Below are 11,671 nucleotides of genomic sequence, written 5' to 3' on the forward strand. Positions count from 1 at the left end.
TCAAGGATTACGAAATGCAAACGCAAAACATCAAAAAAATCGTTCTGGCTTACTCCGGTGGTCTTGATACCTCGGCAATCATTCCATGGCTGAAAGAGAACTACGGTGGCTGTGAAGTGGTCGCTTTTGTGGCGGATATCGGTCAGGAGCGTGGCGATCTGGAAGGTGTTGAGAAGAAAGCGCTGCAGTCTGGCGCCTCGGAATGCCACGTTGTCGATCTGCGTGAAGAGTTTATCAGCGACTACGTTTACCCGGTGCTGCAGACCGGTGCGCTCTATGAAGGCACCTATCTGCTCGGCACCTCAATGGCCCGTCCTATCATCGCGAAAGCGCAGGTTGAGCTGGCACTGAAAGTAGGCGCGGATGCGCTGTGCCACGGTGCAACCGGTAAAGGGAATGACCAGGTGCGTTTCGAAACCACATATACCGCCCTGGCACCGCAGCTGAAAGTGGTTGCCCCATGGCGTGAATGGAACCTGCGTTCGCGTGAAGCGCTGCTGGACTACCTGAAAGAGCGCAACATCCCGACCACCGCCTCACTGGAAAAGATCTACAGCCGTGATGAAAACGCCTGGCACATCTCTACCGAAGGCGGCGTGCTGGAGAGCCCGGCCAATGCGCCGAATAAAGATTGCTGGGTCTGGACCGTCGATCCGCTGGAGGCGCCCGATCAGCCTGAAGAGGTGACCGTGACCGTCGAGAAGGGTCGTGTTGTGGCCGTTAACGGCGAAAAACTGAGCCCGTTCCAGTGTCTGGAAAAACTCAACGAGCTGGGCGCAAAACATGGTGTCGGCCGTATCGACATCGTGGAAAACCGTCTGGTCGGGATTAAGTCCCGTGGCTGCTACGAAACCCCGGGCGGCACCATCATGGTCAGCGCGCTGCGTGCCGTTGAACAGCTGGTACTGGATCGCGACAGCTTCAAATGGCGCGAGCAGCTCGGCCACGAGATGTCCTATGTGGTCTATGACGGTCGCTGGTTTGCCCCGCTGCGTAAGTCGATTCAGGCTGCTGCCGAATCGCTGGCGGAAGAGGTAAATGGTGAAGTTGTGGTGCAGCTCTACAAAGGCCACGCGACAGCCACTCAGAAACGCTCGGCTAACAGCCTCTACTCGGAAGAGTTCGCCACCTTTGGCGAAGATGAGGTTTACGACCACCGTCATGCAGGCGGCTTTATCCGTCTGTTCTCGCTCTCTTCACGTATCCGTGCGCTGAACGAGCAGAAGAAGAAGTAATATTTCAGGCGAGGTGCGCCTTGCCTCACAGATTCAATCCAGGGGCGGCATTTATGCCGCCCCTTGTTTAACGATTCAGAGGAGTTTTCACATGGCACTTTGGGGTGGACGGTTTACTCAGGCAGCGGATCAACGTTTTAAACAGTTCAACGACTCGCTGCGCTTCGATTACCGCCTGGCAGAGCAGGACATTATTGGCTCTGTTGCCTGGTCCAAAGCGCTGGTGACGGTAAACGTGCTGACCCAGGATGAGCAGCAGCAGCTGGAAGCGGCCCTGAATACGTTGCTGGGTGAAGTGCGCGAGAATCCTGAGCAGATTCTGCAAAGCGACGCCGAAGATATTCACAGCTGGGTTGAAGGACAGCTGATCGACAAAGTGGGCGCGCTGGGTAAAAAACTGCATACCGGCCGCAGCCGTAACGACCAGGTCGCGACCGATCTGAAACTCTGGTGCAAGATGCAGGTTGAGGCATTGCTGGGCGCGACACGCGATCTGCAGCAGGCGCTGGTCGTCACTGCGGAAGCGAATCAGGATGCAGTGATGCCGGGCTACACCCATCTGCAGCGTGCGCAGCCGGTGACCTTCGCGCACTGGTGTCTGGCCTATGTGGAAATGCTGGCGCGTGATGAGAGCCGTCTGCAGGATACCCTGAAGCGTCTTGATGTCAGCCCGCTGGGCTGCGGCGCACTGGCCGGAACGGCCTACGAAATCGATCGTCAGCAGCTGGCAGGCTGGCTGGGTTTTGCCTCCGCCACGCGCAACAGTCTCGACACTGTCTCCGATCGCGATCATGTGCTGGAGCTGCTCTCTGATGCGGCGATCGGCATGGTTCATCTGTCGCGCTTCGCCGAAGATATGATCTTCTTCAACACCGGTGAAGCGGGCTTTATCGAGCTGTCAGACAAAGTTACTTCCGGCTCATCGCTGATGCCGCAGAAGAAAAACCCGGATGCGCTGGAGCTGATTCGTGGCAAATGCGGTCGGGTGCAGGGCGCACTGACCGGCATGATGATGACGCTGAAAGGTCTGCCGCTGGCGTACAACAAAGATATGCAGGAAGACAAAGAGGGGCTGTTTGACGCGCTGGACACCTGGCTCGACTGTCTGCACATGTCCGTGCTGGTGCTGGATGGCCTGCAGGTGAAACGTCCGCGCTGCCAGGAAGCCGCAGAGCAGGGCTACGCAAACTCCACTGAACTGGCCGACTATCTGGTCGCCAAAGGTGTGCCGTTCCGTGAAGCTCACCACATCGTCGGCGAGGTCGTAGTCGCGGCCATCGGGCAGGGTGTGGCGCTGGAAGCCCTGTCGCTGGCACAGTTACAGCAGTTCAGTGCGGTGATTGACGACGATGTCTATCCGATTCTGGCACTGCAATCCTGTCTGGATAAACGTAATGCGCAGGGGGGCGTCTCGCCACAGCAGGTTGCCCGCGCCATCGGTGAGGCGAAGCAGCGGCTGGCATAATCCGCAGGCAAAAAAAGGCGGGCACAACAGATGCCCGCTAACCTCTAGCTTCAGAATTACTACTTTATTATAGGCACATCATCAAAGCGCCCGCTCTCCCGGCCGACGCTAAGATTCTCTTACGCTGACAGCAGGAACTGCTGCAGATCCTCACTGCCGCCGATATGACGACCGCCCATGAAAATCTGCGGCACCGTCGCCCGGCCTGATACGGCTCGCAGACTTACGGTTGTGGCATCCTGACCCAGCACAATTTCTTCATACTGGATGCCATGATCCATCAGCATCTGTTTTGCCTGGGCGCAGAAGATGCAGCCAGGTTTCGTAAAGATGGAGACTGACTCCTGTGCTTTGCACTCCGGGGCCAGATAGCGCAGCATGGTATCGGCATCGGAGACCTCAAAGGGGTCGCCAGGCTTGTTCGGCTCAACGAACATTTTCTCCACCACGCCGTTACGTACCAGCATGGAGTAGCGCCATGAGCGCGGGCCAAAACCGAGATCGGCTTTCTCAACCAGCATCTCCATACCTCGGGTGAACTCGCCGTTGCCATCAGGAATGAAGGTAATATTGTCTGCCCGCTGTTCTGCTTTCCAGGCGTTCATCACGAAGGTGTCATTGACCGAGACGCAGAGAATCGTGTCCACGCCATGTTGGGCAAACAGGCCCGCTAGTTCGTTGTAACGCGGCAGATGACTGGATGAGCAGGTAGGGGTAAAGGCACCCGGCAGGGAAAAAACAATCACCGTTTTGTCTTTGAACAGCGATTCTGTGGTGACATCGACCCAGCGATCGTCCTGGCGCGTATGAAACGTGACGGACGGAATGGCTTTACCTTCCTGACTTGCAAACATTTTTTCTCCTGATAACCCCTTTCCATTTGATGCGCGCATTATTCCGAACCGCCCTTGATAGGGCCAATCGTTCATTGCTATTCTATCTATCGCCACGGGCTATCGTGGTTTGGAGGGTAATAATGAATATTCGTGATCTTGAATATCTGGTCTCACTTGCTGAATATCGCCATTTCCGCCGTGCGGCAGATGCGTGTCATGTCAGTCAGCCAACGTTAAGCGGGCAGATCCGCAAGCTGGAAGATGAGCTGGGTGTGATGCTGCTGGAGCGTACCAGCCGTAAAGTGCTGTTTACCCAGGCCGGTTTGCTGCTGGTGGATCAGGCGCGCACGGTTTTGCGTGAAGTAAAAGTGCTGAAAGAGATGGCCAGTCAGCAAGGGGAAGCGATGTCAGGCCCGCTGCATATCGGCCTTATCCCGACCACCGGCCCCTACCTGTTGCCACAGATTATCCCGATGCTGCACCAGACGTTCCCGAAACTGGAAATGTATCTGCATGAAGCGCAGACGCAGCAGCTGCTGGCACAGCTCGACAGCGGCAAACTGGACTGCGCGATTGTGGCGCTGGTTAAAGAGAGTCAGGCCTTTATCGAGGTTCCGCTGTTTGATGAACCGATGAAGCTGGCGATCTACGAAGATCATCCGTGGCGCGACCGCGATCGGGTACCGATGTCCGATCTGGCGGGCGAGAAATTACTGATGCTGGAAGATGGGCACTGTCTGCGTGACCAGGCGATGGGATTCTGTTTTGAGGCGGGTGCCGACGAAGATACCCATTTCAGGGCAACCAGTCTGGAAACGCTGCGCAATATGGTGGCAGCAGGCAGCGGCATTACACTGTTACCGGCGCTGGCGGTTCCGCCGGAACGTATCCGCGATGGGGTCTGCTATCTTCCGTGCTACAAGCCGGTACCACAACGCACGATTGCGCTGGTCTATCGGCCGGGTTCGCCTCTGCGCAGCCGTTATGAACAGCTGGCAGAAGCAATCAAAACCCACATGCAGCACTATCTCGACACGACGTTAAAACAGGCGGTTTAAGCCGTTTAACGCCGCCACGCGATAGGCTTCCGCCATCGTCGGATAGTTAAAGGTGGTATTCACGAAGTACTCAATCGTGTTGCCACCATTTTTCTGCTCCATGATCGCCTGACCGATGTGAATAATCTCGGCGGCACGCTCACCAAAGCAGTGGATCCCCAGAATCTCTTTGGTTTCCCGGTGGAACAGGATCTTCAGGCTGCCGACGTTCATCCCCACAATCTGCGCCCGCGCCAGATGTTTGAACTGCGCGCGTCCCACTTCATAGGGCACTTTCATGGCGGTCAGCTGCTGCTCGGTTTTGCCCACAGAGCTGATTTCCGGAATGGTGTAGATACCGGTCGGGATATCTTCAATCAGATGCGCTGACGCTTCTCCTTTAATAATCGCCTGCGCGGCAATGCGGCCCTGATCGTAGGCGGCAGAGGCCAGACTCGGATAGCCAATCACGTCACCGACCGCATAGATGTGCGGCTGCGCGGTCTGATACATGCTGTTGACTTTCAGCAGGCCACGGCCATCCGCTTCCAGACCGACATTTTCCAGCGACAGGGAATCGGTGTTGCCGGTTCGGCCGTTGGCGTAAAGCAGGCAGTCCGCTTTCACTTTCTTGCCGGATTTCAGATGGATGATGACGCCATCTTCCACGCCCTCAATCTTCTCAAACTCTTCGTTGTGACGAATCACCACGCCGCTGTTCCAGAAGTGGTAGGAGAGCGAATCAGACATCTCCTGATCGAGGAACGCCAGCAGACGATCGCGGGTATTGATCAGGTCAACCTTGACGTTCAGACCGCGAAAAATCGAGGCGTATTCACAGCCAATCACGCCAGCGCCGTAAATGATGACGTGTCCCGGTTCGTGATGCAGGTTGAGAATGGAGTCTGAGTCATAGACGCGGGGATGGGTAAAGTCGACATCGTCAGGATGGTAAGGACGTGAACCACAGGCGATGACAAATTTCTCTGCCGTCAGCCGCTCACGCGTCCCATCAGGTTGTTCAATCTCAATGGTGTTGGCATCAACAAAATGCGCATCGCCCTGGTACAGTTCACAGCGGTTACGCTCGTAGAAACCCTGACGCATGGCCGTCTGCTGGCTGATCACGTTTTCCGTGTGATTGAGAATGTCGGCAAAAGAGGAGCGAAGGAGTCGGGTGTGATCGCTGTAAAGCGGGTTCTGATTAAATTCGATAATGCGACTGACGGCGTGACGGAGGGCTTTAGAGGGGATGGTGCCCCAGTGGGTACAGCCGCCGCCGATGTTATGGTAGCGTTCGATCACGGCGATGCGCGCTCCCTGTTTTACCAGCCCCATCGCCGCCCCTTCACCGCCGGGCCCTGAGCCAATCACAATGGCATCGTAATCGTAAGACTTTTGCATACCGATACGTCCTATTATTTATACATTTTTACAACGAGATTCTAACATCTCGTCGCGCACTTCTGAATTCTATCAGCGATTTTCATCACAGTTTGACAAAGAGTGAGGTTCACAGGTGGTGACAAAGATTGCCAATCTGTACGCTGAAATTTTTGATATAGTGCCTGCCTAACACCGCTAAAGGCAGAGAGAATGGGCGTCAGAGCGCAACAAAAAGAACGTACACGACGTACACTGATTGAAGCAGCGTTCAGTCAGCTCAGCGCCGAACGCAGTTTTGCCAGCCTGAGTCTGCGGGAAGTTGCCCGCGAGGCAGGTATCGCACCCACCTCCTTTTATCGTCATTTCAAGGATGTCGATGAGCTGGGCCTGACGATGGTGGATGAAAGCGGACTCATGCTGCGACAGCTGATGCGCCAGGCGCGCCAGCGTATCGCCAAAGGCGGCAGCATCATTAAAACGTCGGTGTCGACCTTTATGGAGTTCATCGGCAACAACCCCAACGCTTTCCGCCTGTTACTGCGTGAACGTTCCGGCACCTCCGCCGCTTTCCGTGCCGCCGTGGCGCGTGAAATTCAGCACTTTATCGCTGAACTGGCTGACTATCTTGAGGTCGAAAATCGCATGCCGCGCAGTTTTACCGAAGCGCAGGCTGAGGCGATGGTGACCATTGTCTTCAGCGCCGGTGCAGAAGCACTGGATGTTGATGCTGAGCAGCGTCGTAAGCTTGAGGATCGGCTGGTGTTACAGCTGCGTATGATCGCCAAAGGCGCCTATTACTGGTACCGCCGGGAGCAGGAGCGTCTCGCGGTTACCCTGGAAAAACCCGAAGAGTAATGAGTAAGGATCCGTCCATGACCCACCCGGCTTCCCGCGATAAAGGCACACTGGCACTGGCTTTTATTACTGGCTTAGCGATTAACGGCTCATTTTCTGTGCTGTTCAGCGCCTTTGTTCCCTTTTCCATTTTTCCGCTGATTGCACTGGGCCTGGCGGCCTGGTGTCTGCATCAGCGTTACCTCAACACCAACATGCCGGAGGGGATGCCGGGCCTGGCAGCCGCCTTTTTCCTGCTGGGGATTCTGGTTTACAGCGCGCTGGTGCGGGCAGAATACCCGGACATGGGCTCCAACTTCATCCCCACTGTTCTGATGGTGGCGCTGGTGTTCTGGATTGCAACGCGATTTAAGCGCAAGCGTAATCAGTAAAAAAAACGGGAACCGCAGGGTTCCCGTTTTTGTTTATGCTTCAGGCTTTACGCGTCAGCAGAACACCGCATTCCATATGATGGGTGTAAGGGAACTGGTCAAACAGCGCCAGGCGCGTAACGTCGTGCGTTTGCGCCAGCGTCTGCAGGTTGTCGCTCAGGGTCTGAGGATTGCAGGAGATATAGAGGATGCGCGGATAAGCCTGCACCATCTTCACCGTCTCATCATCCAGTCCGCTGCGCGGCGGATCGACAAAAATCGTCTCGCAGTCGTAGCTGGTCAGATCAATGCCTTCCAGACGATTAAAGCTGCGGACACCGTTCATCGCCTGGGTAAACTCTTCCGCCGCCATGCGAATAATCTGCACATTATCGATCTGGTTAGCGGCGATATTGTATTGCGCCGATGCCACGGAAGGTTTGGCGATTTCCGTGGCCAGTACACGGCGGAAATTGCGTGCCAGCGCCAGCGAGAAGTTACCGTTGCCGCAGTAGAGTTCCAGCAAATCCCCCTGAGAATCCCGGGTGACATCCAGCGCCCACTCCAGCATCTGAATATTCATTGCCGCGTTAGGCTGCGTAAAACTGTTTTCAACCTGGCGATAGATAAGCTCGCGGCCCGCCACTGGCAGACGTTCGTCAACGTAGTCGCGATCGAGACAGATTTTGGTTTTGGTTGCGCGGCCAATCAGCTGCACATCCAGCCCTTCGGCACGCAGCCGATCGCGCAGCGCAGCGGCGGCCTGCTGCCACTCGTCGTCCAGCTTGCGGTGGTAGAGCAGCGAAATGACAATCTGATTGCTCAGGGTCGAGAGATAGTCGATCTGGAACAGCTTGTGGCGCAGAGTACGGTTATCGCGGATCGCGGCGATCATCTTTGGCATCAGCTGATTGATCAGCTGGCTGGCCGCAGGGAACTGATCGACACGGATCCGTTCGCGCGTCTGCTGATCGAAGATGATGTGATAGATATCATCACCGTCGTGCCACAGCCGGAACTCTGCGCGCATCCGATAGTGGCTGACCGGTGAACGGAACACCTCCACGTCGGGCGCAGCAAACGGCGTCATCATCGTCTCTAAACGACTGACTTTTTCCGCCAGCTGTGCGTCATACTCTTCAATGGGGAGATGTTCGGGTGTCATGAGCAATCCTGATTAATAGCTTACCAGCGGGCGATTGTAGGCATTCACTTGCTGATGTCCAGTCCCGCAGAGCGATGATTCCAGGCTATCTGGACTTCCGAATCGCCACTCCGTAGACTGCAGACGCCGGCCTCAGCCTGAGTTAATAGGGAATCCAGTGTAAATCTGGAGCTGACGCGCAGCGGTAAGGAATGTCGTGATGAGTGCAATAGCAGACACTGTCCTGCGGGATGGGAAGTCATCATCATTTATGGTTCCCAGCCCGAAGACCTGCCGGTGTAACGTCGCTACTCGTACAATCATCGCGTGCTATCGATTGTCGGCCTGCGGCATCCTGCTTCGTCTTATGGATGCGATTTAAAAATGATAAAAAAAAGTGTATCGCTGTTCGCTCTGAGCGCAACGGCGGCTTCTCTCTGGGCGCAAAACGGGTTTGCTCAGGCAAATGATGAGACGCAAATCGTGACCGCTAACCGTTTTGCTGAACCTGTCTCTGGCGTACTGGCACCCACCACCGTCGTGACGCGCGATGAGATTGAGCGCTGGCAGGCTAAAAGCCTGGCGGATGTGATGCGCCGCCTGCCGGGTGTCGATGTGGCGCAAAACGGCGGATTAGGTCAGCAGAGCTCCCTGTTTATTCGCGGCACCGAGTCCCGCCATGTCCTGATCCTGATTGATGGCATCCGGCTGAATCAGGCCGGAATCAGTGGTTCGTCCGATCTCAGCCAGATTCCGCTGACCCTGGTGCAGCGTATCGAATATATCCGCGGTGCGCGTTCTGCCGTCTACGGTTCTGATGCCATTGGCGGCGTAATTAATATCATCACCGGCCGGTCGCAGCCGGGAACCACGCTGACGGCGGGCATGGGCTCCAATGGCTATCAATCTTATGATGGCTCTACCCAGCAGAGGCTGAGCGACGCCACCACGCTGACCCTGGCAGGCAACTATACCTACACCAGAGGATATGATGTGGTGGCGGGTTATCCCAGTAACTATGGCCCGGCACAGCACGACCGCGACGGATTCATGAGCAAAACCCTCTATGGCAATCTTGAGCATCAGTTCAGCGATGAGCTGAGTGGGTTTGTGCGCGGCTACGGATTTGATAACCGCACCGCCTATGACGGGGCATACAGCTACGATGAGAGTTATACCAACATCATCGGTCTGCCGGACACCCGCCAGCTCTACAGTCAGACCTGGGACACCGGTTTACGCTTTAACCGTGATTTCTACTCGACTCAGCTCATCGCCAGCTATGGGCATACCAAAGATATCAACTACGACCCGCGCAATGGCCGCTACGGTGCCGCCTCTACGTTTGATGATGTCACCCAGTACAATCTGCAGTGGGGCAACACCGTGCAGGTGGGGCAGGGCGCCATCAGCGCCGGTGTCGACTGGCAGAAAGAGACCACTGAGCCAGGCACCAATACTCTGTCAGAGGGGTATGAACAGCGTAACACCGGCCTCTACCTGACCGGCCAGCAGCAGTTCGGCACGGTTACGCTGGAAGGGGCGGTACGCGGTGACGATAACAATCAGTTCGGCTGGCATAACACCTGGCAGACGGCAGCTTCCTGGGAGTTTATCTCGGGCTACCGTGCATTCGCCTCTTATGGCACCGCCTTTAAAGCGCCGAATCTGTCACAGGTTTACAGCCCGGCTTATGGTAATCGGGACCTCGACCCGGAAAAAAGTAAACAGTGGGAAGGCGGCTTTGAAGGGCTGAGCGGGCCGGTCAACTGGCGCGTGTCGGGCTACCGCAATGACATCGATAACCTGATTGATAGCGATCCGGCGACCTTCCGGTACTACAACATTAAGCAGGCGCGTATTAAAGGCGTGGAAGCGACGGCAGGCTTTGATACCGGGCCACTGACGCATCAGCTCTCTTATGATTATGTCGATGCGCGGGATGGCAGCACCAACCAGCCGCTGGTTCGCCGGGCAAAACAGCAGGTGAAGTATCAGCTCGACTGGACGCTGTACGACGCGGACTGGTCCGTGACCTATCACTATCTTGGCGACCGCTACGATACGGATTTCAACAGCACGCCCAGCCGCCGCGTCAGAGAAGGTGGCGTCAGTCTGTGGGATCTCGCCGTCTCATATCCTGTCACTTCACAACTCACAGTTCGTGGTAGAATTGCCAACCTGTTCGATAAAGATTACGAGACAGCGTATGGCTATCAGACTCCAGGACGAGAGTATTACCTCAGCGGCAGCTACAGCTTCTGATTTGCGACCCACCGTGCTGGTATTTGACTCCGGCGTCGGTGGGCTTTCTGTCTATGATGAGGTCCGTCAGCTACTGCCGGATCTTCATTATCTCTATGCCTTCGATAACGCCGGCTTCCCTTATGGTGAGAAAAGCGAATCCTTTATCGTGGAGCGGGTGGTCGCCATCGTCGAGGCCATTACCCGCCGCACGCCTCTCTCATTAGTCATCATCGCCTGCAATACCGCCAGCACGGTTTCGCTGCCTGCATTGCGTGAACACTTTTCGTTTCCTGTTGTAGGCGTCGTTCCGGCGATTAAACCGGCTGCGCGCCTGACGCGTAATGGTGTCGTGGGCTTGCTGGCGACAAGAGCAACCGTTCGCCGTCCTTATACCCATGAGCTGGTGGCACAGTTTGCTGGCTCCTGCAAAATTGAGATGCTGGGATCGGCGGAGCTGGTGGAGCTGGCGGAAGCCAAGCTGCATGGCGGGGAAGTGGCACTGGATGAGGTAAGGCGTATTGTTCAGCCATGGCTGCGGATGGCGGAACCGCCTGACACGGTGGTTTTAGGCTGCACTCACTTTCCTTTACTGCGCGAAGAGCTGCAACAGGTCTTGCCCGAAGGAACGCGCCTGATTGATTCCGGTGCGGCAATCGCCCGACGTACGGTCTGGCTGCTGGAGCATGAAGCACCTGAGGTGCGTTCCTCACAGCAGAACGTCGCGTTCTGTACGGAGCTGGATGGCGAAGCGGTACAATTATCACCCGTTTTACACCGTTATGGCTTCCCATTGCTGGAAAAACTGGCGCTTTAGGGGCTTTTAGCTGAAAAAAACAGCACTCGGAATTTTATTTGAAATTAGCACTTGTCAGCCTCCGAGAACTCCCTATAATGCGCCTCCACTGACACGGCACAACGGCTTACGAAGCGTCGCGTTAAGTGGTTCGAAATCATACGAACCAGTGAGTTAAGCGAAAATAAATGCTTGACTGACAATGCGGAAAGCGTAATATACGCAGCCCGCGCCGCAGGAAAACGCGGCACTGCTCTTTAACAATTTATCAGACAATCTGTGTGGGCACTCGCAGGATTGATATCAGCGTCCTTGGACGCACG

General features: G+C 55.7%; 10 protein-coding genes and 1 riboswitch. Of the genes, 7 read left to right on the forward strand and 3 right to left on the reverse strand.

Features of this window, described 5'->3' with window-relative positions; all coding sequences use genetic code 11:
* Positions 1-14: 14 nt before the first annotated feature.
* On the forward strand, positions 15-1,235 hold the full coding sequence (locus OXR04_RS21270) for an argininosuccinate synthase (RefSeq protein ID WP_009088006.1): 1,221 nt from the start codon (positions 15-17) through the stop codon (positions 1,233-1,235).
* A gap of 91 nt (positions 1,236-1,326) precedes the next feature.
* Positions 1,327-2,700 (forward strand): argininosuccinate lyase, encoded by a 1,374-nt coding sequence (gene argH / locus OXR04_RS21275; protein ID WP_150030389.1) that lies wholly within the window; start codon positions 1,327-1,329, stop codon positions 2,698-2,700.
* Between the two features lie 119 nt (positions 2,701-2,819).
* On the opposite strand, the gene OXR04_RS21280 is transcribed toward argH, so the two are convergent.
* Positions 2,820-3,554 carry a glutathione peroxidase gene (locus tag OXR04_RS21280; RefSeq protein WP_140029930.1) on the reverse strand — a complete coding sequence of 245 codons (735 nt, stop codon included), beginning with the start codon at positions 3,552-3,554 and terminating at the stop codon, positions 2,820-2,822.
* Between the two features lie 122 nt (positions 3,555-3,676).
* Between OXR04_RS21280 and oxyR the strand changes: the two genes are divergently transcribed.
* Positions 3,677-4,594, forward strand: coding sequence for a DNA-binding transcriptional regulator OxyR (gene oxyR / locus OXR04_RS21285; RefSeq protein WP_009088000.1), 918 nt, complete (start codon positions 3,677-3,679; stop codon positions 4,592-4,594).
* Here oxyR and sthA read toward each other — a convergent pair.
* Entirely contained in the window at positions 4,577-5,977 is a 1,401-nt protein-coding gene (gene sthA / locus OXR04_RS21290) for a Si-specific NAD(P)(+) transhydrogenase (RefSeq protein WP_009087998.1), read from the reverse strand. The genes oxyR and sthA overlap by 18 nt on opposite strands.
* Before the next feature lie 192 nt (positions 5,978-6,169).
* On the opposite strand from sthA, the gene fabR reads away from it, so the two are divergent.
* A complete protein-coding gene (gene fabR / locus OXR04_RS21295) occupies positions 6,170-6,814 on the forward strand; it encodes an HTH-type transcriptional repressor FabR (protein ID WP_009087996.1) in 645 nt (214 codons plus the stop codon).
* A gap of 17 nt (positions 6,815-6,831) precedes the next feature.
* Positions 6,832-7,185 carry a YijD family membrane protein gene (locus tag OXR04_RS21300; protein ID WP_009087994.1) on the forward strand — a complete coding sequence of 118 codons (354 nt, stop codon included), beginning with the start codon at positions 6,832-6,834 and terminating at the stop codon, positions 7,183-7,185.
* Positions 7,186-7,225: 40 nt separating this feature from the next.
* Here the strand turns inward: OXR04_RS21300 and trmA are convergent, their stop codons facing one another.
* Positions 7,226-8,329: a tRNA (uridine(54)-C5)-methyltransferase TrmA gene (trmA, locus tag OXR04_RS21305; protein ID WP_058957345.1), complete on the reverse strand. Its 1,104-nt coding sequence runs from the start codon at positions 8,327-8,329 to the stop codon at positions 7,226-7,228.
* A 110-nt stretch (positions 8,330-8,439) separates the two neighbouring features.
* Positions 8,440-8,622, forward strand: a riboswitch (cobalamin riboswitch).
* Positions 8,623-8,692: 70 nt separating this feature from the next.
* Here trmA and btuB point away from each other — a divergent pair.
* Together btuB and murI are read left to right on the forward strand one after the other, a co-directional pair.
* Complete coding sequence (gene btuB, locus OXR04_RS21310; RefSeq protein WP_267372706.1) at positions 8,693-10,573, forward strand: TonB-dependent vitamin B12 receptor BtuB; 1,881 nt, start codon at positions 8,693-8,695, stop codon at positions 10,571-10,573.
* Positions 10,518-11,369, forward strand: coding sequence for a glutamate racemase (gene murI / locus OXR04_RS21315; protein WP_009087991.1), 852 nt, complete (start codon positions 10,518-10,520; stop codon positions 11,367-11,369). Before btuB ends, murI begins: the two co-directional genes overlap by 56 nt.
* Positions 11,370-11,671: the final 302 nt, after the last annotated feature.

Origin of the sequence: Pantoea sp. GM_Pan_3 (assembly GCF_026541045.1) — a bacterium.
Classification (GTDB): Bacteria; Pseudomonadota; Gammaproteobacteria; order Enterobacterales; family Enterobacteriaceae; genus Pantoea; species Pantoea anthophila.

Bases quoted from the DNA above. Each gene is read 5' to 3' on its own strand.
- OXR04_RS21270 (WP_009088006.1), top strand. From the start codon at position 15: ATGCAAACGCAAAACATCAAAAAAATCGTTCTGGCTTACTCCGGTGGT.
- argH (WP_150030389.1), top strand. From the start codon at position 1,327: ATGGCACTTTGGGGTGGACGGTTTACTCAGGCAGCGGATCAACGTTTT.
- OXR04_RS21280 (WP_140029930.1), bottom strand. From the start codon at position 3,554: ATGTTTGCAAGTCAGGAAGGTAAAGCCATTCCGTCCGTCACGTTTCAT.
- oxyR (WP_009088000.1), top strand. From the start codon at position 3,677: ATGAATATTCGTGATCTTGAATATCTGGTCTCACTTGCTGAATATCGC.
- sthA (WP_009087998.1), bottom strand. From the start codon at position 5,977: ATGCAAAAGTCTTACGATTACGATGCCATTGTGATTGGCTCAGGGCCC.
- fabR (WP_009087996.1), top strand. From the start codon at position 6,170: ATGGGCGTCAGAGCGCAACAAAAAGAACGTACACGACGTACACTGATT.
- OXR04_RS21300 (WP_009087994.1), top strand. From the start codon at position 6,832: ATGACCCACCCGGCTTCCCGCGATAAAGGCACACTGGCACTGGCTTTT.
- trmA (WP_058957345.1), bottom strand. From the start codon at position 8,329: ATGACACCCGAACATCTCCCCATTGAAGAGTATGACGCACAGCTGGCG.
- btuB (WP_267372706.1), top strand. From the start codon at position 8,693: ATGATAAAAAAAAGTGTATCGCTGTTCGCTCTGAGCGCAACGGCGGCT.
- murI (WP_009087991.1), top strand. From the start codon at position 10,518: ATGGCTATCAGACTCCAGGACGAGAGTATTACCTCAGCGGCAGCTACA.